This is a genomic window from Rhodovarius sp., assembly GCF_040399605.1.
GTDB classification, from domain to species: Bacteria; Pseudomonadota; Alphaproteobacteria; order Acetobacterales; family Acetobacteraceae; genus Rhodovarius; species Rhodovarius crocodyli_A.
This window is the reverse complement of the sequence record NZ_JBBARU010000013.1, coordinates 30,351-56,860: the sequence shown is the minus strand read 5'-3', so window position 1 is coordinate 56,860 and position 26,510 is coordinate 30,351. Positions and strand designations below refer to the sequence as shown.

24 protein-coding genes and 1 tRNA gene are annotated in these 26,510 nt (G+C 65.7%); 13 read left to right on the top strand and 12 right to left on the bottom strand.

Features of this window, described 5'->3' with window-relative positions:
- From ABWP84_RS06330 to ABWP84_RS06315, 4 genes are all read right to left on the bottom strand, one after another.
- Positions 1-798 (bottom strand): acetamidase/formamidase family protein (locus tag ABWP84_RS06330; RefSeq protein ID WP_353211161.1); only part of this gene is annotated, 798 nt, incomplete at its 3' end.
- A gap of 182 nt (positions 799-980) precedes the next feature.
- The gene (locus ABWP84_RS06325; RefSeq protein WP_353211160.1) at positions 981-1,634 is read right to left on the bottom strand and encodes a GPP34 family phosphoprotein; all 654 of its coding nucleotides are present in this window, start codon (positions 1,632-1,634) and stop codon (positions 981-983) included.
- Positions 1,635-1,781: 147 nt separating this feature from the next.
- Positions 1,782-2,936, bottom strand: a complete 1,155-nt coding sequence (locus ABWP84_RS06320; RefSeq protein WP_353211159.1) for a SpoIIE family protein phosphatase — start codon at positions 2,934-2,936, stop codon at positions 1,782-1,784.
- Complete coding sequence (locus ABWP84_RS06315) at positions 2,929-4,515, bottom strand: methyl-accepting chemotaxis protein (RefSeq protein ID WP_353211158.1); 1,587 nt, start codon at positions 4,513-4,515, stop codon at positions 2,929-2,931. Before ABWP84_RS06315 ends, ABWP84_RS06320 begins: the two co-directional genes overlap by 8 nt.
- 99 nt (positions 4,516-4,614) lie before the next feature.
- Between ABWP84_RS06315 and ABWP84_RS06310 the strand changes: the two genes are divergently transcribed.
- Entirely contained in the window at positions 4,615-5,337 is a 723-nt protein-coding gene (locus ABWP84_RS06310) for an aspartate/glutamate racemase family protein (RefSeq protein ID WP_353211157.1), read from the top strand.
- A 49-nt stretch (positions 5,338-5,386) separates the two neighbouring features.
- Positions 5,387-5,460: transfer RNA gene (locus tag ABWP84_RS06305), tRNA-Pro, on the top strand.
- A gap of 74 nt (positions 5,461-5,534) precedes the next feature.
- Here the strand turns inward: ABWP84_RS06305 and ABWP84_RS06300 are convergent.
- A complete protein-coding gene (locus tag ABWP84_RS06300; protein ID WP_353211156.1) occupies positions 5,535-5,879 on the bottom strand; it encodes a c-type cytochrome in 345 nt (114 codons plus the stop codon).
- A 345-nt stretch (positions 5,880-6,224) separates the two neighbouring features.
- Between ABWP84_RS06300 and ABWP84_RS06295 the strand changes: the two genes are divergently transcribed.
- Positions 6,225-6,365, top strand: a complete 141-nt coding sequence (locus tag ABWP84_RS06295) for a hypothetical protein (RefSeq protein ID WP_353211155.1) — start codon at positions 6,225-6,227, stop codon at positions 6,363-6,365.
- A 12-nt stretch (positions 6,366-6,377) separates the two neighbouring features.
- Positions 6,378-6,647: a hypothetical protein gene (locus ABWP84_RS06290; protein WP_353211154.1), complete on the top strand. Its 270-nt coding sequence runs from the start codon at positions 6,378-6,380 to the stop codon at positions 6,645-6,647.
- A 16-nt stretch (positions 6,648-6,663) separates the two neighbouring features.
- Here the strand turns inward: ABWP84_RS06290 and ABWP84_RS06285 are convergent, their stop codons facing one another.
- On the bottom strand, positions 6,664-7,146 hold the full coding sequence (locus tag ABWP84_RS06285; protein WP_353211153.1) for a nucleoside 2-deoxyribosyltransferase: 483 nt from the start codon (positions 7,144-7,146) through the stop codon (positions 6,664-6,666).
- Positions 7,147-7,232: 86 nt separating this feature from the next.
- Here ABWP84_RS06285 and ABWP84_RS06280 point away from each other — a divergent pair, with 86 nt between their 5' ends.
- Both ABWP84_RS06280 and ABWP84_RS06275 read left to right on the top strand, forming a co-directional pair.
- On the top strand, positions 7,233-8,456 hold the full coding sequence (locus tag ABWP84_RS06280; RefSeq protein WP_353211152.1) for an Hsp70 family protein: 1,224 nt from the start codon (positions 7,233-7,235) through the stop codon (positions 8,454-8,456).
- The gene (locus ABWP84_RS06275; protein ID WP_353211151.1) at positions 8,453-9,532 is read left to right on the top strand and encodes a Bcr/CflA family efflux MFS transporter; all 1,080 of its coding nucleotides are present in this window, start codon (positions 8,453-8,455) and stop codon (positions 9,530-9,532) included. Before ABWP84_RS06280 ends, ABWP84_RS06275 begins: the two co-directional genes overlap by 4 nt.
- 118 nt (positions 9,533-9,650) lie before the next feature.
- On the opposite strand, the gene hemC is transcribed toward ABWP84_RS06275, so the two are convergent.
- Genes hemC through ABWP84_RS06245 form a run of 6 tightly spaced genes read right to left on the bottom strand, consistent with a single transcriptional unit; the run spans position 9,651 to position 16,283 of the window.
- On the bottom strand, positions 9,651-10,619 hold the full coding sequence (gene hemC, locus ABWP84_RS06270) for a hydroxymethylbilane synthase (RefSeq protein WP_353211163.1): 969 nt from the start codon (positions 10,617-10,619) through the stop codon (positions 9,651-9,653).
- 56 nt (positions 10,620-10,675) lie between these two features.
- On the bottom strand, positions 10,676-11,854 hold the full coding sequence (locus ABWP84_RS06265) for a geranylgeranyl diphosphate reductase (RefSeq protein ID WP_353211150.1): 1,179 nt from the start codon (positions 11,852-11,854) through the stop codon (positions 10,676-10,678).
- On the bottom strand, positions 11,851-13,161 hold the full coding sequence (locus tag ABWP84_RS06260) for a BCD family MFS transporter (protein ID WP_353211149.1): 1,311 nt from the start codon (positions 13,159-13,161) through the stop codon (positions 11,851-11,853). The genes ABWP84_RS06265 and ABWP84_RS06260 overlap by 4 nt, the downstream gene beginning before the upstream one ends.
- A gap of 2 nt (positions 13,162-13,163) precedes the next feature.
- On the bottom strand, positions 13,164-14,051 hold the full coding sequence (gene chlG, locus ABWP84_RS06255; RefSeq protein ID WP_353211148.1) for a chlorophyll synthase ChlG: 888 nt from the start codon (positions 14,049-14,051) through the stop codon (positions 13,164-13,166).
- Positions 14,051-15,436 (bottom strand): transcriptional regulator PpsR, encoded by a 1,386-nt coding sequence (gene ppsR / locus ABWP84_RS06250; protein WP_353211147.1) that lies wholly within the window; start codon positions 15,434-15,436, stop codon positions 14,051-14,053. The genes chlG and ppsR overlap by 1 nt, the downstream gene beginning before the upstream one ends.
- The gene (locus tag ABWP84_RS06245; protein ID WP_353211146.1) at positions 15,387-16,283 is read right to left on the bottom strand and encodes a cobalamin B12-binding domain-containing protein; all 897 of its coding nucleotides are present in this window, start codon (positions 16,281-16,283) and stop codon (positions 15,387-15,389) included. Before ABWP84_RS06245 ends, ppsR begins: the two co-directional genes overlap by 50 nt.
- Before the next feature lie 234 nt (positions 16,284-16,517).
- Here ABWP84_RS06245 and bchF point away from each other — a divergent pair, with 234 nt between their 5' ends.
- The 7 genes from bchF to ABWP84_RS06210 are packed head-to-tail and all read left to right on the top strand — an operon-like array spanning position 16,518 to position 26,501.
- Positions 16,518-17,081 carry a 2-vinyl bacteriochlorophyllide hydratase gene (gene bchF / locus ABWP84_RS06240; protein WP_353211145.1) on the top strand — a complete coding sequence of 188 codons (564 nt, stop codon included), beginning with the start codon at positions 16,518-16,520 and terminating at the stop codon, positions 17,079-17,081.
- Complete coding sequence (locus tag ABWP84_RS06235; RefSeq protein WP_353211144.1) at positions 17,078-18,370, top strand: ferredoxin:protochlorophyllide reductase (ATP-dependent) subunit N; 1,293 nt, start codon at positions 17,078-17,080, stop codon at positions 18,368-18,370. Before bchF ends, ABWP84_RS06235 begins: the two co-directional genes overlap by 4 nt.
- A 3-nt stretch (positions 18,371-18,373) precedes the next feature.
- On the top strand, positions 18,374-19,903 hold the full coding sequence (gene bchB, locus ABWP84_RS06230) for a ferredoxin:protochlorophyllide reductase (ATP-dependent) subunit B (protein WP_353211143.1): 1,530 nt from the start codon (positions 18,374-18,376) through the stop codon (positions 19,901-19,903).
- Positions 19,893-23,510 (top strand): magnesium chelatase subunit H, encoded by a 3,618-nt coding sequence (locus ABWP84_RS06225; protein WP_353211142.1) that lies wholly within the window; start codon positions 19,893-19,895, stop codon positions 23,508-23,510. The genes bchB and ABWP84_RS06225 overlap by 11 nt, the downstream gene beginning before the upstream one ends.
- Positions 23,507-24,418: a ferredoxin:protochlorophyllide reductase (ATP-dependent) iron-sulfur ATP-binding protein gene (gene bchL / locus ABWP84_RS06220; RefSeq protein ID WP_353211141.1), complete on the top strand. Its 912-nt coding sequence runs from the start codon at positions 23,507-23,509 to the stop codon at positions 24,416-24,418. The genes ABWP84_RS06225 and bchL overlap by 4 nt, the downstream gene beginning before the upstream one ends.
- Positions 24,418-25,092 (top strand): magnesium protoporphyrin IX methyltransferase, encoded by a 675-nt coding sequence (gene bchM, locus ABWP84_RS06215; protein WP_353211140.1) that lies wholly within the window; start codon positions 24,418-24,420, stop codon positions 25,090-25,092. The genes bchL and bchM overlap by 1 nt, the downstream gene beginning before the upstream one ends.
- Positions 25,092-26,501 (top strand): BCD family MFS transporter, encoded by a 1,410-nt coding sequence (locus tag ABWP84_RS06210; protein ID WP_353211139.1) that lies wholly within the window; start codon positions 25,092-25,094, stop codon positions 26,499-26,501. Before bchM ends, ABWP84_RS06210 begins: the two co-directional genes overlap by 1 nt.
- Positions 26,502-26,510: the final 9 nt, after the last annotated feature.

The following is a 26,510-nucleotide window of genomic DNA, read 5'->3' as shown; positions in this document are numbered from 1 at the left end:
CAGCGCCTTCTTCATCGCCTCGTCCAGATCCTCATGCATCCCCATGGTGATGTAATGCGTCGGCGTCTCGGCACGGGGGTAGAGCAGCTTTTCATCCTTGAGCAGGGTGAAGCGGAAATGCCCGGTCAGGCACATTTCCAGCGCATTGATGCACACCTCGCCATCGCCCTGCACGCCATGGCCATCACCGGCCGAGAACAGCCCGCCCGCCACATGCACCGGCAGAAACAGGGTGGCACCCTCACCGATTTCCTTATTGTCGAGATTGCCGCCATGGGCGCGTGGCTCCTTGGTGGAAATGGCACCCCATTCCGCCGGCGGCGCCACGCCCATCACGCCGAAAAAGGGCGAGAGCGGCAGGGCAATGCCCGGGCCCATCGGGATATGGCCGATGCGCTTTTCGCGATCCACCGGAATATGCAGCATGCGCTTATAGGGGAAGTCCTCGGGCAGGGTGCCACCGAGCGGGCGGAAGCCACAAAAACCCCAATCGCAGCCCAGTTCGATTTTTTCGATGTCCACGCGCAGCACATCGCCGGGCATGGCGCCCTTCACCGCCACGGGGCCGGTCAGGATATGCGGGCCCAGACGCGGTGGCTTGGCGGCGTGGATGGCGGCCAGCGCCGGGGGGACCAGCATGCCGGTCGACGGATCGGGCATGCCATCGGGGACGCCGGAGACGCATTCTAGCACAACCAGGTCACCGCTCTCCACCTCCAGCACCGGCTTGAAGCTGGCGTCAAAGGCGCCCCAGCGGATGGTCTCGGGCGTTGCGGGAATACGATGTTCGGTGGGCATGATCGGCTCCTTGTATCTCGCAACCATGTTGCGGAAGCCGCTCTTGCGGTCAATTGCCCAGGGCTAGGCTGCGCGCGGTGCAAGGCGATGAAATGCCCAGCCCTTGCTCAGCCTGCCTACGCCTGATCCACCCCTCGCCGGCCGCGCGAAAAACCGCGGCCATTCGCCGCCCGCAAAGCCTGTCAGGCCAGCCCGGTGAAGGCCACCATCGACGCCTGAAGCTGGCGAATCACCTCAGCCAGCGAACGATTAAGTTCCTCCAGATCGGCGATCTGGTCGACCCGGCTGACCGTCTCCTCCAATTCAGGCGGGGTGAGCAACAGCGGCACCAGCCCGGTTGCCCGGCACAGGCCTATCATCAGCGCGTCACGCGGGTCGGGGATATCGCCCGAGAGGATGATGTCACGCAGGCGGCGGCGCACTTCCTTCACCTCGGCAGTGCCTTCAGCCGCCTTGGGGTAGCGCCGGTCGGGGAAGACCCAGAGGAAACGGCCCTCCTCCAACTTCAGCACGCCGCTCTGCACCAGGCGGTTGAGCAGGGCGTCACGCAGCTTCTCTCCGCGTGAGCCGATCTCGCCCAGCCAAAACCGGCTATCCTCGCCCGGCTTGGCGGCCATCTGGGCGAGCGCCTCGTCGAGCACCGCATCACCGGTCGGTTGGCTGTTGCTGACGATCAACTGCGCGAGGTCGGTGTCGATCCGTCCATGGAGCGACAATTCCATAAGCACCGCGCCGGCAATGGCGAAATCCGCGGCGGGTGGGGGCAACCCCACCGGGCGGCCGGTGCGGTCATCGAGAAGGAGGAGCATGATCTCCTCGGGCATTGTCAATTGCATAGCGCGATCCTAGCCCGCCCGATGATGGTCACGGAAGCCATGTTTACCCCATCCTTGGCATTTTGCGGGCCGTTTGCGCGTATCAGCCGCAGCCCTGGGCAGGGTTGCATGCCCAGGCTGGCAACTCTTGCAAATCGATGCTGCGGCTCAGCCGAAACGCAGCACCATTATGGTGACGTCATCGGCCGGAGGCGCGCCCCGGGTGAAGCCTGCCAGGCTTTCCAGCACCCCAGCCTGCACCGCAGCCGGCGCATCGCCGCGATGGGCCATCAGCGCCGCCTCGAAGCGGCTGCGGCCATAGAACTCTTGGCCGGCATCTTCCGCCTCCGGGATGCCATCGGTGTAGAGGATCAGGCTCTCGCCGGGGGCGAGGGTGAAGCGGGTGGCGGAATAGGCCAGCCCATCCATCACCCCCAGCGCCGGATTAACCGCCAGGCCCTCGGCCACGCGCACAGCAGCGCCCGAGAGAATATAGGGCGCATCATGGCCCGCCAGCGCCATGCTGCCCTCGCCGGTTTCGCTGTCGATCACGCCCAGAGCCGCGGTCACGAAGGTCATATCGGGGTTTTCGGACGCCAGATCATCATTGGCGATTCGCAGCAGCTCGGCCGGATCGGGCCGGGTGCCGGCTTCCATGGCGATGCGCGCAGCGCTGCGCAGCAGCCCCACGGTGCGCGCCATGGTCAGCCCGGCCGGCGCTCCCTTGCCCGCCACATCAGCCACGGCAAAAAGCAGCGTCCGGCTATCGACGGCGATAATGTCATAGAGATCACCGCCCACCTGGCGGGCGGGTTCCATATGCGCGGAGAGGGTGATGCGGCCCTGGCCCAGGCGAGCAGGGTTGCGCGGCACCAAGCTGAGCTGGGCGTTGCGGGCACTCTCCAACTCCGCCTCCAGCGCCGCCAGCCGCTGGGCTGCGAGGTCCCGCAGCCGCTTCTTCTCCAGTACGGCGGAGAGCCTGGCGCGCAGCAGCGGCGGGTCGAAGCTCTTGGGCAGGTAATCCTCGGCGCCGAGTTCGATGCAGCGGATCACCCCGCTCATCTCGGTATGCGCCGAGATCACGATCACCGGCGGTGCATCGGCCATCTCCCGCAGGGCCTCCAGCACGCCGATGCCGCCCAGCACCGGCATTTCCAGGTCCAGCAGCACGCAGTCGAATTTCTTCGCCGCAATCGCCTCCAGGCCCTGCTGGCCATCTTCGGCCATATCGGGTTCCGCGTAGCCCAGCTCGCTCAGCCGCCGCTTCAGTAGCAACCGGTTGAAGCCGCTATCGTCAATGACGAGGATTGCGGCCTCAACCATTGCCGCGCGCCAGATTTTCGGCGGCAACCCGCGTCTCGGATGCCATCCGGCTCAGATCGATCATGGTGATAGTAAGCTCCTCTGCCGCCGTGGCGCTGGCCTGGCCGATGCGGGTGAGGGTCACCATCCGCTCATCGAGACCGCCCACGGTTGCCTGTTGTTCTTCCATGGCCACGGCAATAGCCCCTGCGAGGCGGGCAGACTCGCTCACCAGCGCCTCCAGCAGATCCATCGACTCGCCCACCGCCGCGGCCACGCCCGCACCCTCGCGCGTGCGCCGGCCGGCCATGAGGACCACATCGGCGATCTCCTGTGCGAGCGTCTCGGTATTGGCCGCCAGGGCGCGGACTTCCTCCGCCACCACGGAAAGGCCGCGGCCATGCTCACCGGCCCGTGCCGCCTCGATGGCGGCATTGATCGCCAGGATATTGGTCTGCGTCGCGATTTTGGCGATGGTGCCGGCAATGCGGGTGACGCGTTCGGTGTCCTCACCCACGGCATCGACGGTCTCGGTCAGGGCGCGCACCTTCTCCACGCTGCCCACCACCAGAAGCCTGGCCTCCTCGGCCTGCACCTGTGCGGTGGCGGTGGTGCGGCTGACTTCGCCGATCGCCGCTGTGGTCTGGCTGAGCGCCGCACCCACCTCACGCAGTTCGGAAAGCTGGGCGAGGGCGCCCTCGCTCACCTGGCCGATAGCCTGCGAGGCCTCAGAGGTGGCGCGCGCCGTGCGCCTCGCACCATCCAGCGCCTGAGCGGCCATGGCGTGGGTGGCCTGCAAATTGGATTTGAACACCCCCACCGCACGCGCCATCTCGCCCACCTGGTCGGCGCGGCCGGTCTCGGGCACGTCGGTTGCTGCGTCCCCGCGGGAGAGGCCCTGCATGGCGCGCGCCACCCGGGTGAGCGGCCTTGCGGTCAATTGCACCAGCACGAGCCAGGTGAGCAGCACGCCCAGCAGCCCGGCACCGCCGGCGATCAGCGTGGTCCGCTGCCCGGCCTCGGCCTGCTCCCTGGCACGCTGCAGGCTGGCCTGCTGGTCGGCGCGCACCAAATTCCGCACCGCGCTGATGACACGGTTAAAGGCGACTTGGATATCCAGCCACTCTTCCTGCAACCCATTATAGGCGCTGCGGTCGCGCCGGGCGAATGCGTCACGCACCTTCTCACCCAGGGCGGCCATATTGCTGGCCATATCGCGCGCGCCGCCGATCAGCACCGGGTCTAGCCTGCCGCCCAGCAGCGTATCGAGCGCCTCGAAGCCGCGGATAATCTCCTGCGCATTGCGCAGCATACGAGGTGCGGTCACCGTTGGTGGCAGGGCGCCGGCCATCACCGCCGAGAATGCCGAAGAAAAATCGGCAACCGGCGTGGAGAAGGCGTTCTCGGCGTCGATGGACACACGGTCACGCACACCCAGTTGTTCGATGATGGTGTTCTGCTGCGCGAGAATCTGCAGGCCATTTCCCGCCAGCGCCCCCAATGCTGCCAGCATCAGAAGCACAATGATGAAGGCGCGCACGCCGATGCGGCCGAGCAGCGATGCCCCACGGCCAAGTTTGGCGGCGGCTTCGTCCGGCACAGAGGCCGGGCTCGGCTGAGAGGGAGCTTCTGGAGCCATCAAACGTTTGTACAGGCGGGTGGGCTTGGGCAACAACCCGCTTTGGTGCGAAACTTGTCAATGCCCAAGATTCTCGTCGTGAACAGCAACACCACCGAGGCGGTCACCGCCCGCATCGCCCTAGCCGCGGAGGCCGCCTGCCCCGAAGGCGTGTCGGTCCATACCGTCAGCGCGCCCTTTGGCCTGCCGCTGATCGTCACCCGCGCCGATTGGCTGGTGGCCGGGCCTGCCACCTTGGCGGCGCTCGCGGCACATCAGGGCGAGTATGATGCCGCCGTCATCGCCTGTTTCGGTGATCCGGGGCTCGATGCGGCGAAGGAATTGCTGGGCGTGCCGGTGCTGGGCATCAGCGAGGCCGCCTTCCACGCCGCCAGCATGTTGGGCCGGCGATTCGGCGTGGTCAGCTTCACCGCCGCGCTGCAGCCCATGTTCGAGGATTGCCTGGACCATCACGGCCTGCGCGCACGTTGTGCCGGTTTCCGCATGGGGCCGGGTTTCTCCGGCGACCCTGGCAGCGTGGCCGAAGAGCGCCAGGCGCTATTGCTGGACCTGGTCCGCCAATCGGTGGAACTGGATGGCGCTGAAGCGGTGATCCTGGCCGGCGGGCCCTTGGCCGGTGTCGCTGCCCGTTTGCAGCCGCATGTGGCGGTGCCGCTGGTGGATGGCACGGCCGCGGCCGTGCGCCTCGCCGCCGCCTTGATTGGCATGGCAGCCCGTCGTGTCGCGCGCCCTCGCCCGCTCGCCGGCTACTCGGCCGAGGTCACCCGTCTCTATCAGGATTGATCAGACGGCTTGCGCGGTGGCGACAGCGCTCATAGGGTGCGGCCGCGTGCGGGGCGTAGCACAGTCTGGTAGCGCGTCTGCTTTGGGAGCAGAAGGTCCTCGGTTCGAATCCGGGCGCCCCGATACCCCCCAACTCCCTTCAACTTCGCCTGGGCAATGGTAGCGCCAGCCCCGGGCCGGGACTGGCGCCGATGGGCTTATTGCGGCTGGGTATTGGCGCGCAGATAGGCGACCAGGTTGGTCAATTGCTCAGGGTTGCTAATGCCGGCAAAGGCCATGCTGCCCTGCGGCGCGACCGCCTTGGGGTTGGTCAGATAGGCCCGCAGATTGGCCTCGTTCCAGACATACCCGGCGGCGCCGAGGGCGGTCATATTGGCCGAATAACGGAAACCCTCACGCGCGCCAGCCTGACGACCCCATAGGCCACCCAGATTCGGGCCGACAGTGTTGCGCGGCGTATTGTCGACGATGTGGCAGGCGCGGCACTGGGCGAAGACCCGGCGGCCGGCCTCGGCATCACCATCCTGTGCGGCGGCGGGCATGAGAGGGGCCACGGACATAGCCGCAGCGAAAAGAGCGATAGCGGGAAAGCGCATAATAAATTCCTCCGATGGACGACACTCTTGAAGATGTATTTATACTGACAAGGGCTCCGTCAAGCCTCTGCGGGTGCAAGATTAAGAAAGGCCGGCCGCGTGATGTCTGCCTGGCTGCCCCGAAGGTCATATTTGTCACCTGCGCGTGGGGCATATTCGGCCCGATCAACCCGGCCTGAAGGGCCTCCTACCCCTCACCGATGATGCGACATGCCGTGATGGCGCGGCGCTGAAGCAGTGGCATAGCCTCGCCTTTTGCCGGCGCCTTGTTTGTTGAATGGCGGGCTGTACATGCGTTTGGGCCAGCCCCTCGTCTCGCTTCAGCGGCCATATTGGACGATGCTGGCGGTGGTGGTGGTGTCGCTTTCGGTCTTAGCCGGCGCGCATCGCGGCATCGATCGCGCTGGCTTGATCTGGCCATCAACCGGCTGAAAGGAGCGTTTGATGAATGATTTGTTTGCCAGCGGCCATGTGGCGACGCTGCTGCTCCTGGTGCTCGCGATCGAGGCCGTGGTGTTGCTCGGCCTATGGTGGCGGCGCGGGCAGGGGGTGCCGCCCTGGCCGCTGCTCGCCTTTCTCGGCTCGGGGGCTTTCCTGGCATTGGCGCTGCGCGCTGCGCTGACCGGCCAGGCCTGGTGGTGGGTGGCGCTGTGGCTCAGCCTGGCGCTGCCGGCGCATCTGGCATGGCTGGCCCTGGCGTGGCGGCGGCGCTGAGGCCCGCGCAGCCCTGCTATCGCCGCCCCAACCAGGCCAGGCAGCGCTCAAAGGCCGCATGCCCGCGCATCACCACGCCGCCCGAAAGCGCAATGCCTCCCTCCAGCATCAGATTATCCGCCAGGCCAAAATCCTCCACCGCCAGCCCATCGGGGGCGATACGGGCGCTGTAATCCTGCAGCACCTCGGTCCAGGCCACCACGGGCCGCCCCAACGCGCGCATAAAACCCATCTCCCAGGCGGTGCCTGGGTCGGCCGAGGCGCCGCGAAAGGGGGTGATATTGGCCACCATCGCGTCGCAGCTGCGAATATGCGCCTCATTGGCGGCATGGATGCGCAGCCATTCTGGCGCTTCGGCGGCAAGGAGGGCCTCGGCTGGGGCCGGGTCGAGCGGAAACACGCCCAGCATTCCAAATCGGGCGCAGGCGGCCTTCATGGCGCCGGCGCGGGCCAGAGCATCGGGGTAGAAGACGTCCGGCCCGGCCAGATAGATTCGCATGACAGCAGAGACAGCATGGCAGCATGGCAGCCGACAACCCCTCGGGCCATCGACAGCCGCCCCCGGGCATGCTCAAGCCCGTTGCAATGCAGCATGAACCGGCCTTTGGAATTGATTTCGGCACCACCAATAGCGTGGTCGCCCGCCTGGGCGCCGATGGCGTAAGCGTGGCCCGCCACGCCACTGGCGAGGTATTCCGCTCCATCCTCTGTTTCCAGGGCTCATGGCGCGCCCATATGGCCGGCCCCGCCGCCATGGAGGCCTATCTTGATGACCCTGGTGCCTGCCGGCTGATGATGTCGCTGAAGAGCCATCTCGGCCAGCGCAGCCTGCGCGACACGCTGGTCTTCGGCCGGGTGCTGGAGCTGGAGGAGCTGGTCGGCCTGTTCCTGGGGCATTTGCTGCGTGAGGCGGGCGTGCCGCCGGGTTCTGCCGTGGTGGCCGGACGGCCGGTGCGCTTTGTGGGAGAGGGCGCGGATGACGCGCTCGCCGAGCAGCGGCTGAGAGCGGCCTTCCGGGCTGCGGGCATCACCGATCTGCGCCTGGTGGCCGAGCCTGAGGCGGCGGGGCATCGTTTCGCCCGTGGCCTCAATGCGCCCGCCCATGTGCTGGTGGGGGATTTTGGCGGCGGCACCAGCGATTTCTCGGTGCTGCGCTTTGCCCCAGGCGCGCCGACCCAAGCCCTCGGCCATGCCGGCATTGGCATCGCTGGCGATGATTTTGACGCCGCCATCCTGCGCCATGCGGTGGCGCCGCTGTTGGGGCAGGGCGGGCATTACCGGGTGATCGAACAGGCGCTGCCGGTGCCTGTAGCCTTCTTTGCCGGCTTTGCCCGATGGCATCGCCTGGCGCAGATGCGCAGCCCCCGGCAGTTGCGTGACATCGCCGAGGTCGCCCGGCTGTCGGACGTGCCCGAGCAATTGGCCGCCTTGATCCGGCTGATCGAGGATGAGCAGGGGCTCTCGCTCTACCGTTCCGTCGCGGCGGTGAAGGCGGCGCTCTCGGCCGATGAGGCGGCGGTGCTGGATTTCCGCCATGGCGGCTTTTCCATCCAACGCCGCATCACCCGGAAGGAATTCGAGGGCTGGATTGCGCGTGACCTCGCCCGCATCGCCGCCACGGTGGATGCAGCCCTGGGCGAGGCCGGGCTGGGGGATGGCGGGATTGACCATGTCTTCCTCACCGGCGGTAGCGCCTATGTGCCCGCGGTGCGGCGCATCTTCGAGGCGCGTTTTGGCGCGGGGCGGCTGGCCGGCGGTGGGGAATTCACCTCGGTGGCGGAGGGGCTGGCGCTGATGGCGGGGCGATGAGCCTGCTTCCGCTCATCCTGGGTCTGCTTGCCGCCTTCGCACCGCTGGCCATCGACATGTACCTGCCCGCCCTGCCGGAGATGGCCATGGCGCTGGGCAGCGATTCGAGCGGCGCGCAGCTCACCATCGCCAGCTATTTCGTGGGGATGGGGCTGGGCCAGTTGATCTATGGCCCCTTGACCGACCGCTTTGGCCGCCGCCCGCCGCTTTTTGTCGGCGTCGGGCTGTTTCTGCTGGCCTCGCTGGCCTGTGCCCTGGCACAGACCCTGCCGCAGATGGTGGCGCTGCGGTTCGTTCAGGCGCTGGGTGGCTGTGCCGGCATGGTGGTGGCGCGCGCCGTGGTGCGCGATGTGGCGCATTTGCGTGACCCGGTGCGGCTGATGGGCCGGCTCATGCTGATCATGGGCGTGGCGCCGATCTTGGCGCCCTTTATGGGCGGGTTGCTCAGCGCCTGGCTGGGTTGGCGGGCGATCTTCATCTTTTTGGCGCTTTTCGCCGCTGCAGCGCTGCTGCTGGTGGCGCTGCTGCTACCGGAGACCCATGCCCCCGAGAGGCGGCTGCGGCAGCGGCCACGGGCGATTCTGGCCGCCTATGCCGCGCTGCTGGCCGATGGGCGTTTTCTGCTGCGCCCGGGCTTGGCGTCAGGTTGCGCCATTGCCGGCATGTTCGCCTATATCGCCGGATCGCCCGCTGTCTTCATGGAGGTGCACGGCATCGCCCCAGGCCAATATGGCATTTGGTTCGGCATCAATGCGGCCGGGATCATCGCTGGCAGCCAGGCCTCGGGCTGGCTGGCTGAGCGCTGGGGGCGGGAGGTGGTCTTCACCCGCATGCTGCGGGCCATGGCTGTGGCCGCGCTGGGCCTCGTAATAGCCACCTGGCTAGGCCAGGGCTTTGCGGTGATCTTCCTGTGCCTCTTTGCCTATATCGCCATGCTGGGGGTGGTGCTGCCATTGGGCACGGTGCTGGGCATGGCGCATTTCGCCGCATTGGCGGGCACGGCATCGGCGCTGCTGGGCACTTTGCAATTCGGCCTGGGTGGCCTGGCCGGGGCGGTGCTGGGGAGCGTGGCATGATGCCTCGGGCCTGCCCATGGCGGTGGTTATTTTGGCCTGTAGTGTCATGGCCAATCTCGCCTGGCGGCGTTGACGCGGGCGGGGCAGGGGGCAACTCGGCGCGCCCCCTGCCGCCCGTTCAGCCAAACACATCCGCCGGGCTATCCGCGCCCAATTCCAGGCCCAACTCCCGGCCCAGCAGCGCCGCATCGCGGGCCTGGCCCACCACTTCGCGCTTGAGGATGAAGCTTCCATCCGCGCGGGCGATCAGCCCGGTCAGCCGCAATTGGTTGTCCGGCAGCAGACGGGCATAGGCGCCGATCGGCGTGCGGCAGGAGCCATCAAGCGCCCCCAGCAGCGCCCGCTCGGCATCCGCCACGATGCGCGAGGGCTTGTGCTCGATGGCGCTGAGCATCTCGCGCAGCTCGTCATCATCCTCGCGCACGGTCACACCGATAATGCCCTGGCAGGCGGCGGGGACCATGATTTCCGGCTCGAGCACCAGATCCGCCTCGCGCTCCATCTCGAGCCGCTTGAGGCCGGCGATGGCGAGAAGCGTGGCGCTGACATGGCCGCCATGAACGCGGCTGAGCCTGGTTTGCACATTGCCGCGCAGCATGCCGATCCGCAGATCCGGCCTAGCTGCCAGCAACTGCGCCTGACGCCGCACCGAGGAGGTGCCGATCAGCGCGCCCTGCGGCAGGGCGGCGAGCGGGTTGGAAGGATCAATCGCATCCTCCATGCCAGCACCCAGGATGATGGCATCGCGCGGGTCTTCCCGCTCCAGCACGCAGGCCAGCACGATGCCGGGGGGCAGTTCGGTCTCAAGATCCTTCAGCGAATGGACGGCGAAATCGCAACGCCCATCCAGCAGCGCCTCATGGATTTCCTTGGCGAAGAGGCCCTTGCCGCCGATCTCGGCCAGGCGGCGCGACTGGATCGCATCGCCCGAGGTGATGATCTGGTGTTCCTGAAACGCATCCTGGCCACGCATCAAGGGGCAGAAGCGCGTGATCAGGCTGAGGAAATGCCGGGTCTGGTATAGTGCGAGTGGCGAGGCGCGGGTGCCCACCATCATCGGCAGGTTGCGATGATGCGGGCGCACCATGGAGCCCGTGTCGTGTTGGGCTGCGGTGTCGAGTCGCGTCCGTTCTGATGTCTCGCTCATGCCCGTGTCAGCCCCAGGAGTTGTGCCGTGTCCTTGAAGAATATCTTTGCATGCGCCAGCGGGTCTCTGCGGACAAGTTTCTTATTCATGTATCCCTCCCAGGTCAGGCGCTGGACATCAGGGTCTTTGCACATTTTCACGAAACGCTCCCGTGTCCAGTCATTACGGTACCAAAACAATTGCATGATGCCAAGCACCAGGAACACCTGGCCATGGTCCTTCATGAACAATTTTCGCGCCATTTTCAGCGCCCGGACATCACCGGTCTCCAGCAGCTTTTCTGCCGCCAGCGCGGCCAGGCGGCCACCCAGCATGGCGTAGTAAATGCCCTCACCCGATGCTGGGGCAACCACGCCCGCTGCATCGCCCGCCAGCACCACATCGCGGCCATTGTCCCATCGCTTCAGCGGCTTGAGCGGAATTGGCGCACCCTCGCGGCGGATGGTGTGCCAGCCATCCATTCCCATGCTCGCGCGCAGGGTGCCAATCGAACCACGCAGGGAAAAACCCTTATTGGCACTGCCCGTGCCGATCGAGGCGGTGCTGCCATGGGGAAAGACCCAGGAGTAGAAATCGGGCGAGTATTTGCCCTCATAGATCACGTCGCAGCGTTTGCCGTCCCAGTCGCTATCCTGCGGTGCGGCCACGATCTCATGATAGGCGTAGACGCATTTGGGCACTGGCTGGTCGGGCAGGGCCTGTTTGGCCACCTTGCTGCGTGCGCCATCGGCGCCGATCACGCAGCGTGCGCGCACCCGCACCACCTCTTCCGAACCCTTGGGGGTATATTCGATCACCGAAAGGCCATCGGCATCACGGCTGATCGATTCGAAATTGCCGCGCCGCCAGTCGGCACCATGTTCGGCTGCGCGCGCGCGCAGCCATTCGTCAAAATGCTCGCGATCGACCATGCCGACATAGCCATTTTCCACCGGCATATCGACCCATTTCTTCGACGGCGCGACGATCCGGGCGCAATTGATGCGCGCCACGATCTGCTCGTCGGGGATCTGGAAGTCACGAATCGCCCGAGGCGGAATGGCACCGCCGCAGGGCTTGATGCGCCCTGCGCGGTCGAGCAACAGGACATGCCGGCCGGCACGGGCCAGATCATCCGCCGCCGTGGCGCCCGATGGCCCACCACCGACGACAACAACGTCGAAAATTTCGGTCATGCTTGTGCTTCCTTACCGATGATTGGGCGCGCCGTCGCGCCGATGCGCCAGGCCAGAACGGCCGAGGCGATGAAGAGCAGGGCCTCCACAATGAAGACCATGGAATAGGCGGTGGAGGCCTCGCCGGTCACGGCGCGGCCAATGTCGCAGAGCACGGTGCCGGCCAGCCCGCCCAGGCCAAAGGCGATGGCCTGCGCCGCCCCCCACAGGCCCATGCGCATGCCCGCACGCTCCTCGCCCTCACGGCCGGCGAGTTGCATCATCGAGGCAATGGCCGCAGCGGCGAAGGCGCCATTGCCAACGCCGAGCAGAAAGAAACCCGCCCCCAGCGGGAAACCGGGGCGCGCGCCCGCCAGCAGCACCAGCATCAGCGCCGAGGCGATGCACCCCACCACCCGCCAGCCGCGCAATGAGCCCAATGCCCGCCCGGCAAACAGGCTGCCCATCAGCCCCACCAACGCCATCCCCAGCGCCGTACCGGCATTCTGCTGCCCGGCAAGGGCTGTGGATTGGCCGATGGAGAGGCCAAACACCTCGCCGGCGAAGGGCTCCAGGATCAGGTCTGCCGCGCTATAGGCCAGCATCGAAATGAACACGAAGATGGTGAATTGCCGCGCCGCGGGCTCGGCCCATACACTGGCCAGGGCGGCACGGAAATCCACCTCCCGCCGCTCAGCCGGGCGCGGCACATGCCGCTCAATGCCCAGCACGGAAAGGCTCGCCAGCACGAAGGCAGCGGCGGAAAGCCCGCCCACCACGGCAAAAAGCCGCTCGGGCGAGAAGGGGTCCAGCAGCCGCCCGGCAATCCCGGCGGTGATGGCAAAGCCCATGATCATCATCAGCCATACGATGGTGCCCGCCGCGGCGCGTCGGGCCGGCGCCACCTCGCCCGCCAGCAGCGTGAGCAGGGACGTACCAGCCGCACCCACACCCGCGCCGATCATCACGAAAGCGGATACGGCCATGATGAGACCAAGCGCGAAATGCTCCTCCATCAGGGCGGTGGCGAAGCCGGCACCCGCCCCGCCCAGCGCCAGCACCGCCATCCCACCAATGATCCATGGCGTGCGCCGCCCACCGGCATCCGAGCCATGGCCCATCCGTGGCCGCAGCATCTGCATGGCGTAATGCAGCGCGACCAATAGGCCGGGCAGCGTGGCCGGCAGGGCCAGCTCCACCACCATCGCCCGGTTGATGGTCGAGGTGCAGAGCACCACCACCCCGCCCAGCGCCGTCTGCACCAGACCGAGCCGGAAAATGCCGAACCAGGACAGGCCGGGCGCGCCGCAGGCCAGGCGTGGAGCCATTGTCACAGCCATCGCAGCGCCACCGCACAGACCATCATGCCCAGCACCGAAAGCCCCACACCAGTGGCATTGTACCAGGGCGCCTGGGCGCGCGGGTCACGCAGCAGGCGCGGGATGCAAGCGAGTTGCGCCACCATCAGCACAATGATCAGCGGCGCCGCCCATGGCAGCCCCCAGTTGATGAGCAGCCCCACCACCACTGCCTGTGGCACCAGCATGAACCAGCAGGCCACCCGCGCCGCGCGCTCGGGCCCGAGTTGGACCGGTAACGAGGCCACGCCCATCACCCGATCACCCTCGATCGACTTGAAATCATTCAGCACCATGATGCCGATGGTGCCGACGCTATAAAGGCCGGCCAGCCAGAACACCTCGGCCGAGGGCAGCGCGCCATTGAGCATCACCGCAGCCCCGGTGACCCATGCCAGCCCCTCATAGCACAGCCCACAGGCCGCATTGCCCAACCAGCCATTGAGCTTCAGCCGCAGCGGCGGCGCGCTATAGGCCCAGGCAAAGATCAGGCCCAATACGGTTGCCGCCATCACCACCGGGCCCAGCGCCGCTGCCACCAGCATGGAAAGCCCAGCCCAGATCCAGGCGATATAAAGCCCCCATTGGCCGGGGATGCGGCCCGAGGGGATCGGCCGATTGGGCTCATTGATCGCATCGACATGACGGTCATGCCAATCATTGATCGCCTGCGATGTGGCGCAGACCATAGGCCCGCAGAGCAGCACGCCGAGCGCGATCTCACCGGGATGGGTATGCAGCGGCACGCCGGCCGAGACCACGCCGCAGAGAAAGGCCCAGCATGGCGGGAACCAGGTGACGGGCTTGAGCAGTTCCAGCACGGCCGAGGGGGCCAGCCTTTGCATGGCATGGTCCGACATCAGGCCTCTTCCTCGCTGTGCTCGGCGCCGCCGATATTGAAGCGGCGCAATTTGACATAGAGCGATTGCCGCGACAGGCCGAGCATTTCTGCCGCCAAGGCGCGGTTGTCGGATGACAGCTCGAGGGCGGCCTCGATGGCCATTTTCTCGATCACATCGGTCGCGTCGCGCACGAGTTCGCGCAGCGGCACACGGCCTACCAATTCGGCCAGATTGGCCGCCGGTGCGGGCATGCCGTCGCCGCGCGCGGTGTTGCTGCCACCAATGCGTGGACCCACATCGCGAATCGCAAAACCATAGGCCGGCTGGCCCTGGCCCGCCATTTCGGCCGCCGAAACCTCAACCTGCGACGTGCTTCCCAAGGCGCCCCGCAGCGCGGTTTGCAGCAGGCGCACCGGCCCGCGCATCCGCAGATTGGCGATCAGCACATCAAGCTCGACCTCCTGCCGGCCCAGGAAGCGGCCAAGATTTTCACCATTCGCCTCGCCGAAACTCGATAATTCCGCCATGGCCAGGAAGGCAGGGTTGGCCGCCAGCATGCTGCCATCGCCGCTGGTCACCACCACGCCATCAGGTGCCACCGAGAGAAAGGAGGATAGCCGCGCCTCCCCCCCCGGCAGGCGCATCTCAGGCGCCTGCCCGGTGGCCAGGCGGAGCATGAAAAAGCTGTTGTCGTCGTAACGCAGCATGGAGGCGGAGACGAGCACATCGCGCACACCCCCCGCCATGCGCAGCGGCACATCCTCCGCCCGGCCGGCGGCGCGGGCCTGGCTCAACAGCGCCTGCAGCCTGGGGCCCGCGGAGGGATCGAAGAGATCGGTCAGGCTGCGATTGGCGGCACTGCCGGGCAATAGGGCGATGGCGCGATCGGCCGCAAGATTGCTCTCGGTGATCCGCAGCGTGGCGGTATCGGCCAGCAGCACAGGCTCGGCCGACATCTGGAACAACACGCGGTAGCGCGTCTCCATCTGCCGCAGCCGGCCGTAATCACGCTCAACCGCCTGCAGCGCCTCCATCAATTGCTGCTGCAAACTGCTCAGTGGCCGCAGATCGCGGCCAAATATCACCGTATGGCCGCGCGCGGTGCGCGCCGCGGTGCACATCAAAGCCACCGCCGGCCCATTCGGCGCCTGCTGGTTGACGTGGCGCGCGCGCGCAGCACCGGTGCCGGCCTCAGCCAGAATTTCGCGGGCCTTGCCCTGGCTGTCGGGGGTTGTTGTCTCGGCCCAGTCCCGGCCGACCCAATTGCGCATCCCTGCAAAGGCAGGGGCAAGCTCGCTGGAGCCGAATGCCACATCTTCGATCATGCCGGTGGCACCCAGCACGAAGGTGATGTCAGCCGCGGCCGCGACCAAATGCGCGGTGGTCTGCGGGTCCAGGCTCAAAAACGCCCCCGGGGGAGTTTGGAAGCCCGACAAATTTGTCCTTTCGTGAGGTTTGGCCGATTCGGCTGCTGGGGAAACGATTCGCCCGCTCATCCACTAGGCGCGCGGCCAGGCTCAACGCCGTGCGGGCGTCCAGCGAGCAGCCATCGGCGCCCGAACGGGCGGAAAGTTCAGGGTCGATGCTCAGTGCCGCACCACCCACCATGATGGCTGGCGCGTGGCGCCGCATGGCGCGCCTGACGGCGGCGATGCTCTTGCGCAGCAGCCCAAGCCCCTCGGTCTGGCCGATGGACAGGCCGAGCAGCGCCGGCCTCGCCGCGTCAACCTCGCGCACCAGATCATCAATGGTCGTGGGCCTGATATGCTGTGACAGCCAGCCATCGCGGCGGAAGAATTCGGACACCATGGCCGCGCCGAAATCATGTTGCTCACCGGGCAGGGTGGAGATCAGCACGATACGTTCGGGATGGGCGGAGGTGAGTGGGTCAGGATGGTCCTCACCCAAGCGCCGCATCAGGCTGCGCAGGCGCCACATGGCCAGGGTGACGGTGGCAAAGGAGCAGCGATCCTGCTCCCACAATGTATTCAGGGCGCGCGCGGCAGGTGCGAGCAGGCTGAGCATGATGGTCTCGTAGCCGATACCGCGCTGCATGGCGGCCGAGGCTTGTTCCATGCCACTGCCACCCACGAGGAGCACATCGATCAGGCCATCCGTCTCCGGCAGCACGTCCCCACTGTCATGCAATTGCAGCAACTGCGGAATGACGCGGCTGCGGACCATCTGCTCCAGCGATGGCTGGTTCAGCTCGGCCTCAGGCGCAATCGGGGTGTTTTGCTGCTTGAGCATTTGTCCTCGTCCCTTCCCACGTTATCGTCCCGGATTGGTAACGATGTCAATCGAGCTTTACGTCAATTGAACTTGACACTCTCGGCTCACTCCCCCTACCTTCCGATTCACACCAGAAAGCAGGTCCGTATCGGTTCGCCCAAGAAACCAAATGACGCAAGAAATTGTGCCACCAATGGTTTCTTTTCCGAACCGAAAGCCAGCGGACCCCCTGGGAGGAGGAGTTGTCAAGCGATGAGTTCAACCACGCTGCTTGATCGTGTGATCGCAACCGTCGATGCCAGCCCCCATGGCTGCGCCTCGGGCCGCTGCACGCGCCATCACGCCGTACAAGCTCCGGCCCGTAAGCCTCTGTATACCCAGGAAGAACGCGGCCGCCGCGATGCCACGAAATGGACCCTGGTGCAGGGGCTGCTCGCGCCCTTCCAGTTTCTGGTTTTTTTGGTCAGCCTGAGCTTGGTGATCATCTATCTCGGCACTGGTGAGTACCAGTTGGCTACCGAGGTCTCGATCGTGCTCAAGACATTGGTCCTATATGCGATCATGGTCACCGGGGCGATCTGGGAGAAGGTTGTATTCGGCAAATACCTCTTCGCGCCTGCTTTTTATTGGGAAGACGTGTTCAGCATGCTGGTGATTGCGCTGCACACGGCCTATCTCTGGGCGTTCCTTGCGGATTCAGGCACCCCTGAATTCCGGATGTGGTTGGCGCTGGCCGCCTATGCCGCCTATGTCGTCAATGCCACGCAATTCATTCTCAAGCTGCGTGCCGCCCGCCTGGATACCCGTAGCGCATGAGTGCGGCACTCGCCCGGGGCTGCTCCGATGCGCCGATTCTGCGTGAGCGCGGCCAGCGAGAGGTTTTCTGTGGCCTGACCGGCATTGTCTGGCTGCATCGCAAGATCCAGGACGCCTTCTTCCTGGTGGTGGGCAGCCGCACCTGTGCCCATTTGCTGCAATCCGCCGCCGGCGTGATGATCTTCGCCGAGCCGCGCTTCGCCACCGCCCTGATGGAAGAGCGTGACCTTGCCGGCCTCGCCGATGCGCATGACGAGCTCGACCAGGTCGTGGCCAAGCTGCTCAAGCGGCGCCCCGATATCCGGATGTTGTTCCTGGTGGGCTCATGCCCTTCGGAGGTGATCAAGCTCGATCTCGGCCGTGCCGCGCAGCGACTCGATGGTGTGTACAAAGCCGCTGGCGTGCGGGTGCTGAGCTATTCCGGCAGCGGCATCGAAACCACCTTCACCCAGGGCGAAGATGCCTGCCTTGCTGCCCTCGTGCCGCAAATGCCGCGCAATGACGCGCCGCAGCTGCTGGTGGTGGGCGCCCTGGCCGAGGTGGTTGAGGACCAGTTCAGCCGCATCTTCGCCGCGATGGGCCTGACCAATGTGGCCTTTCTGCCGCCGCGCCGCGCCAGCGAGATGCCCAGCGTGGGGCCTGCCACCAAAATGCTGCTGGCACAGCCATTCCTGGCCGATACCGCTAGGGCACTGGAGTCGCGCGGTGCGCGGCATATCCCCGCACTCTTCCCCTTGGGCGTTGAAGGCACCACCGCCTGGCTGACGGCCGGGGCGGCCGCCATGGGTGTGGCGCCCGAGCGCATTCGCGATGCGCTGGACATGCCACAAACCCGCGCCAGGCTGGCGCTGCAGCGCTGCCAGAGCGAACTCGCCGGCAGAAGCGTGTTCTTCATGCCCGATAGCCAGTTGGAAATCCCACTCGCGCGGTTTCTGCACAATGAGTTGGGCATGACGCTGCTTGAGGTTGGCACCCCCTTCCTGCACCGCGCCCATATGACGCCGGAGCTGGAGGCGCTGCCCAGCGGCACCTTCCTCAGCGAGGGCCAGCATGTCGACCGTCAGCTTGACCGTGTGCGCGCCGCGCGTCCCGATATCACCGTCTGTGGCCTGGGCCTGGCCAACCCCCTCGAATCCGAGGGCATGACCACGAAATGGGCCATTGAACTCGTCTTCACCCCCATCCAGGGCTATGATCAAGCAGCCGATCTGGCGGAGCTTTTTGCCCGCCCGCTGCGCCGCAAGGACAAGTTGGATTTTGGCCGCCCCCCAGTCGCGGCGGGGGCATAGGCGATGCAGCTCTCCTTCTGGACCTATGAAGGCCCGCCCCATGTGGGGGCCATGCGTGTCGCCACCGGCATGCGGGGGCTGCATTATGTGCTGCACGCGCCGCAGGGTGACACTTACGCCGACCTGCTTTTCACCATGATCGAGCGCAACACCGCCCGCCCACCGGTGACCTATACCACCTTCCAGGCGCGCGATCTCGGCGCCGATACCGCGGATCTGTTCAAGGAAGCGGCGCGCGACGCCTATGAGCGCTTCCGCCCCGAGGCTTTGCTGGTGGGGGCGAGTTGCACGGCGGAGCTGCTGCAGGATGACCCAGGCGGCCTCGCGCGCGCCATCAACCTGCCCATCCCGGTCGTGGGCGTTGAGTTGCCCGCCTATCAGAAGAAAGAGAATTGGGGCGCGGCTGAGACTTTCTATCAGCTCGTCCGTGCCTTTGCCCGCGCCCCGCAATCCCCGCCCGAGCGTGCCTCCTGCAATATCCTCGGCCCCACCGCGCTGGGCTTCCGCCACCGCGATGATGTGCGCGAGATCGTGGGCCTGCTGGAAGGGATGGGCATTCGGGTGAATGTGGTCGCCCCCGCATCGGCCGCGCCATCGGATCTGATGCGGCTGGGTGATGCGCATTTCAACGTGGTGCTCTACCCCGAGACCGCCGGCGTGGCCGCGGCCTTCCTCAAGCGTCAATTCCGCCAGGAAGCGACTAAGACCGTGCCGATTGGCGTGGGCGCCACGCGCGAATTCATCGCCGAGGTGGCGGCGCTGGCGGGGCTGGATGCATCGACGGTGGCCGAAGCCAGTCGCTTGCCCTGGTATTCCCGTTCGGTCGATAGCACCTATCTCACCGGCAAGCGGGTGTTCATTTTCGGCGATGCGACGCATGCCGTGGCGGCGGCACGGGTGGCTAGCCGGGAGCTTGGTTTCACCGTGGTGGGCCTGGGCACCTATTCGCGTGAGCAGGCGCGCGATGTGCGCGAGGCGGCGGCGCAATATGGCCTCGAAGCGCTCATCACTGATGATTATCTTGAGGTTGAGGCGGCGATTGAAGCGGCCGCCTGCGAACTCGTCCTCGGCACCCAGATGGAGCGCAATATCGCCAAGCGCCTGGGCCTGCCCTGCGCGGTGATCTCAGCCCCGGTCCATGTGCAGGATTTCCCCGCCCGCTACTCGCCGCAAATGGGTTTCGAGGGGGCCAATGTCATCTTCGACACCTGGGTCCACCCGCTGATGATGGGCCTGGAGGAGCATCTGCTGGCGATGTTCCGCGAGGACCGCGAATTCAATGACGAGGCCAAGCCCTCGCATCTGGGCTCCGGCAAATTGCCCGAGCAACCGGCAGCAGCCGTTCTGGCTGATAGCGAAAGTCTGGTCGAGGTCCGCGGCTGGAATGCCGAGGCTGAGGCAGAGTTGAAGAAAATTCCCTTCTTTGTCCGCGGAAAAGCCCGTCGAAACACAGAAAAATACGCAGCCATGAAGGGCATAGGCACCATCACGGTCGAAACGCTGTACGACGCAAAGGCCCATTATGCGCGCTGAGCCAGCCACGCCCGTGAAAGTCGTGCTGGTCACGATGGACAGCCACCTTGGGGTGGCTGCGCGCGAGGCCACAGATATGCTGCGGCGGGACGTACCCGGCCTCGAATTTGCCGTTCACGCCGCCGATGAATGGGCGGGTTGTGAGGTGGCGCTCGCGCATTGCCACAATGCCATCGCCAATGCCGATATCGTGATCACCACCATGCTGTTCCTGGAGGACCACGCGAAGCTGGTTCTGCCGCAGCTTGCCGCCCGCCGTCCGCATTGTGATGCCATGCTCAACCTGATGAGCTGCCCCGAGGTGATGAAGCTCACCCGGATCGGCAAGTTCGATATGGGCAAGGAGGCTAAGGGCCCGATGGCGCTGCTGAAGAAGCTGCGCGGCAATAAGGGCAAAGGGGGGGCTTCCACCGGCGCGGGCCAGATGCGCGTGCTGCGCGAATTGCCCAAGCTGCTGCGCTTCATCCCCGGCACCGCGCAGGACCTTCGAGCCTATTTTCTGGGCATGCAATACTGGCTTTCCGGCAGTTCGGACAATATCGCCAATCTGGTTCGGATGATGGTCAACCGCTACGCCGCGGGCAGCCGCGCGAAGCTGGCGGGCAAGATCAAGGTGGCGGCGCCGGTCGAATACCCGGAGGTGGGCCTTTATCACCCCGACCTGCCGGGGCGGGTCACCGAGAGGCTGTCGGATCTGCCGGCATTGCAGTCCGGCGGCCGCGTTGGCGTGTTGCTCCTGCGCAGCTATGTGCTGGCGGGCAATGCCGGCCATTATGATGGCGCGATCGCCGCCATGGAGGCGCGGGGCATGAATGTCGTGCCGGCCTTCGTGGCTGGCCTCGATAGCCGCGCCGCCATCGAAAATTATTTCATGAAGGATGGCGTGCCGACGGTGGACGCCGTCGTCTCGCTCACCGGTTTCAGCCTGGTTGGCGGCCCTGCCTATAATGACAGCAAGGCGGCCGAAGACATTCTGACCAAGCTCGATGTGCCCTATCTGCTGGCCCATCCGCTGGAGTTCCAAACCATCGCCACCTGGCGGGCCAGCAATGCGGGCCTGACACCGGTCGAGGCCACGATGATGGTGGCCATTCCTGAGTTGGATGGCGCCATTGCGCCCATCACCTATGGCGGCCGTTGCGGGGTTTCGGGCGGTGCCACGCCATGCCCGGGCTGCGATGGTGTGAGCTGTGGCGGCAGGATGCTGGTCGAGATGGAGCGCTCGGCCATGCTGGCCGCGCGCGTGGGCAAGCTGGTGGATCTGCGCCGGCGCGAGCGTGCGGCGCGCAAGATCGCCCTCGTCATCTTCAATTTCCCGCCCAATGCCGGCAATACCGGCACCGCCGCCTATCTCGCGGTGTTCGAATCGCTGCACAACACCCTTGGTGCATTGAAGGCCGCCGGCTACACCGTCGATGTGCCGGAGAGCGTGGATGCGCTGCGCGAAAGCATCCTCAAGGGCAATGCCGAGCAATATGGCGCGCTGGCCAATGTGGCCCATCGCATCCCCACCGACACCCATGTGCGCCGCCAGCGCTGGCTGCCAGAGATTGAGAAGGCCTGGGGCCCGGCGCCGGGCCGCCAGCAGGCCGATGGTGCCAGCATCCATGTGCTGGGCGCCATGTTCGGCAATGCCTTTATCGGTGTGCAGCCGGGTTTTGGGTATGAGGGCGACCCGATGCGGCTGCTCTTCGAAGCAGGCTTCGCCCCCACCCATGCCTTTGCCGCCTTCTACACATGGCTGCGTGAGGATTTCAAAGCCGATGCCGTGCTGCATTTCGGCACCCATGGCGCGCTGGAATTCATGCCCGGCAAGCAAACCGGCCTCTCGGCCAATTGCTGGCCGGACCGGTTGATTGCGGACCTGCCGAATTACTACCTCTACGCTTCCAACAACCCCTCCGAGGGTATGCTGGCCAAGCGCCGCGCCGGCGCGACGCTGATCAGCTACCTCACGCCGCCAGTGGCTTCGGCCGGGCTGTATAAGGGCCTGCTGGAACTCAAGGCCTCGATCGATCGCTGGCGCGCCTTCGAGCCGGGCAGCCCGCGTGAGAGCCTGGCCGAACTCATTCAGCTCCAGGCATCGGAGCTGGAACTGGCCCAGGCCGAGCCCTTCTGGGGCGCCGAGGAGTGGGATGCGCGGGTGCAAAAGCTGGGCGCCGCGTTGCTCGAACTGGAATACACCCTCATCCCCAATGGTCTGCACGTCATCGGCAAGGGTCTCTCCCCTTCTGAGCGCCACGACACGCTCGACGCCGCCGATATCCTGGAGCCAGTCGAGCGCGCCCGGATCGACGCCCTGCTGGCTGTGGATGCCGAACTGCCGGCAATCATCCACGCGCTCGACGCCGGCTATATCAAGCCCGTGCCGGGTGGTGACCTGCTGCGCAGCACTGAAGTGTTGCCAACCGGGCGCAACCTGCATGGCTTTGATCCCTTCAAAATTCCCTCCGCCTATGCCTGCAAGGATGGCGCGATGCAGGCCGAGCGCGTGCTCGCCCGCCACAAGGAGGAAGAGGGCAAGCTGCCGGAGACTGTGGCTGTCGTGCTCTGGGGTACTGATAACCTCAAGGCCGAGGGCGGCCCGATCGCCCAGGTCATGTGGATGATGGGCGCGAAGCCGCGCCATGACAGCTACGGCCGTCTGACCGGCGCGCAACTCGTGCCGCTGGAGGAGCTGGGCCGGCCACGGGTGGATGTGATGATCAGCCTCTCGGGTATCTTCCGCGACCTTTTGCCGCTGCAAACCAAGCTGCTGGCCGAGGCGGCGCTGCTGGCCGCGCAGGCCGATGAGCCGGCGCATCTGAATTATATCCGCGCCCATGCGCTGGATTATCTGGCGAAGAATGGCGGCACGATCGAGGAAGCCGCGCTGCGCGTCTTCGGCAATTCCGAAGGGGCTTATGGCGCCAATGTGAACCTGCTGGTCGATAATGCCGGCTGGCAGGATGAGGACGAACTTGGCGCCACCTATACCAGCCGCAAGGGTTTTGCTTACGGTGTGGATGGCAAGGCGCGGCGGCATGACAAGGTGCTGAACCACACCCTGGGCTCGGTCGATATGGCCTATCAGAACCTCGATAGCGTCGAGACTGGTGTGACCACCATCAGCCAGTATTTCGATAGTTTGGGCGGCATTTCCCGTGCCGTCGCCAAGGCCCGCGGCAAATCCGCACCGGTCTATATCTCCGACCAGACCAAGGGCGCAGGCCAGGTGCGCACGCTCAATGAGCAGGTGAGCCTGGAGACCCGCACCCGCGGCCTGAACCCGAAATGGTACGAGGCGCTGCTCAGCCATGGCTATGAAGGCGTGCGGCAGATCGAAGAGCAGGTCAGCAACACGCTGGGCTGGTCGGCCACCACCGGCCAGGTGAGTGGCTGGGTCTATACCCAATTGGCACAGACCTACATGCTCGACCCGGCGATGCGCGCGCGCCTCGCCGAACTCAACCCCACAGCCTCGGCGAAGATCGCCAATCGGCTGCTGGAGGCCAATGAGCGCAACTACTGGCAACCGGATGAAGCAACGCTCGATGCGCTGCGCGCCGCTGGCCAGGAATTAGAAGACCGCCTGGAAGGCATCACCCCGGAGATGGTAGCAGCATGACCGTGATTACCCGCCACGAGACGATGCGCGGCGCCATTCCTCGTCGGCCTGACGGCGAGGGCTCGGTGCAGGTCGCCCTCGACCCGGCATTGCAGATTGAGGGCGCCAAGGTCTTTGCCGTCTACGGCAAGGGCGGCATTGGCAAGAGCACCACGAGCTCGAACCTCTCGGCCGCCTTTTCCCATTTGGGCAAGCGCGTGCTGCAAATCGGCTGCGACCCCAAGCATGACAGCACCTTCACACTGACCAAGAAGCTGATCCCCACGGTGATCGACATTCTGGAGACGGTGAATTTCCATTCGGAAGAACTCCGGCCCGAGGATTTCATCTTCGAGGGTTATAATGGCGTGATGTGCGTCGAAGCCGGCGGCCCGCCGGCCGGCACAGGTTGCGGTGGCTATGTGGTCGGCCAGACGGTGAAGCTGCTCAAGGAGCATCATCTGCTGGAAGAGACCGATGTGGTGATCTTCGACGTGCTGGGCGATGTGGTCTGCGGTGGTTTCGCAGCCCCCCTGCAGCATGCCGAGCGCGCGGTGATCGTCGCCGCCAATGATTTCGACAGTATTTTCGCCATGAACCGGATCGTGCAGGCGATCGCGGCGAAGTCGAAGAATTACGATGTCCGCCTCGGTGGGGTCATCGTCAACCGCAGCGCGGGCACCGATCAGATCGACAAATTCAATGCCGCGACCGGCCTCAAGAGCCTTGCGCATTTCCCCGATCTCGACGTCATTCGCCGCTCGCGGCTGAAAAAGAGCACGCTGTTCGAAATGGAGGAGAGCCCGGCGCTGCTGGCGGTGCAGGAGAGCTATATGCGCCTGGCCGAAAGCCTCTGGGCGGGCACCGAGGCGCTGCCCACCGTGCCAATGCGCGACCGTGACATATTCGACCTGCTGGGCTTCGACTAATGAGCAGCTACGCCAAACGCCGCGGAGAGCTTGAGCATTATTTCGACCGCACCGCGGCCGATACCTGGGCGCGGCTGACCTCCGAGGCGCCGGTGAGCGGGGTGCGTGCCAAGGTGCGTGCCGGGCGCAATGCGATGCGCGACACGCTGCTCTCCTGGCTACCCGAGGACCTGCATGGTCGTCGTATTCTTGATGCCGGCTGTGGCACCGGCGCGTTGGCGCTGGAGGCGGCGCGGCGCGGCGCCGATGTGGTCGCCATCGATATTTCACCCACCCTGGTTGGCCTCGCCGCCGAGCGCAGCAAGGGCCATCCCCGGCTGGATTTCCGCGTGGGCGACATGCTCGACCCAGCGCTGGGCAGGTTTGACCACATCGTGGCGATGGACAGCCTGATCCATTATTCGGCCAGGGATGTCTCAGTGGCGCTGGCCGGTCTGGCGGCGCGGGCTGACCATTCGGTGTGCTTCACCTTCGCGCCCCGCACGGCGCTGCTGGCGACCGTCTGGGCGGTGGGCAAGCTGTTTCCGCGCAGTGACCGCTCGCCCGCCATCGTGCCGGTCTCGCCCCGGCATTTGTCGCATTTGCTGGTGGGGGAGAAAGGGCTGAAGCTGGGCCGCACCCATCGCGTCAGCCGCGCCTTCTATATCTCGCAGGCACTGGAGATCAGTGCCTGATGAGGTTTCGCATCCCGCACCCCTCGCGCACCTGGATGCGCCTGACGCCGCAATACCTGCCCTTCGCTGATGCGGGCAGTGAGACGCTGCCGATGTCGCGGCTGCTGCGGTTGTCGCTGTTCCAGGTTTCGGTGGGTCTGTGCTCGGTGCTGCTCATCGGCACGCTCAACCGCGTGATGATTGTGGAGCTGCATGTGCCGGCGGGGCTGGTGGCATTGATGCTCGCCATCCCGGTGCTCTTCGCCCCCTTCAGGGCGCTGATCGGCTTCAATTCCGACAAGCACCAATCCGCCTTGGGCTGGCGCCGCTTTCCCTATATCTGGAAGGGCGCGGTGGTCATGTTCTCCGGCCTGTCCATCATGCCCTTTGCGCTGATCATTCTTTCGGGGGATAGCCAGGGCCCGGACTGGGCCGGGCCGGCCAGTGCCGCCGTTGCCTTTCTGGTGGTGGGTATCGGCATCCACACGGTGCAAACCGCAGGGCTTGCTTTGGCAACTGATCTAACGCCGCCTGAGAAGCAGCCGCAGGTTGTGGCCTTCCTCTCGGTGCTGCTGCTGCTGGGGATGCTGGGCGGGTCGCTGATCTTCGGTGCGATCTTGGCCGATTTCACCCAGATCAAGCTGATCCAGATGATCCAGGGCTGCGCCGTGGTCTGCCTGCTGCTCACCACAGCCGCCTTGTGGCGGCAGGAAATTCGCGGCGGATCGCATAAGATCGAGCCGGTGGCCGAAAGCTTTTCGGAAGCCTGGAACAGCATGCGCCGGCAGGGCCCTTGGGTGCGCCGCCTGGTGGGTGTGGGCCTGGGTACTGCCGCCTTCTCCATGCAGGATATTCTGCTTGAGCCTTATGGCGCACAAATGCTCGGCCTTTCAGTGGCAGCCACCACCTTGCTCACAGCGCTGTTGGCGGCGGGTGGCATTATTGGCTTCGTGGTGGCGGCGCGCCGCCTGGTCAATGGCGCCGACCCCCATCGGGTGGCGGGCTTTGGCGCGCTGATCGGTACCTTTGCCTTTGCCTTCATCATCTTCTCGGCGCCGATGAACTCGCAGTTCCTGCTCTGCCTGGGCACGGTGCTGATCGGCTTCGGCGCGGGGCTTTTCACCCATGCCACCCTCACCGCCTGCATGCAGGCCGCCCCCGCGGGCCAGGCCGGGCTCGCGCTTGGCATCTGGGGCGCGGTGCAGGCCACCTCGGCCGGTGTCGCGGTGGGTGTGGGTGGTGCGCTGCGCGACATCGTCTCGGCCTTCGCCTTGGATGGCGGAATGGGGCCGGGCCTTATGCATGCCGCAACCGGCTATGGCGTGGTCTACACCCTTGAGATCGCGCTTCTCTTTGCGACGCTTATTGCCGTCGGGCCGCTTGTGCGCCCCGCGGCATTGGCGCGTGCCGTGCCTTCCCTGCAACCCTGAACCCCTGGA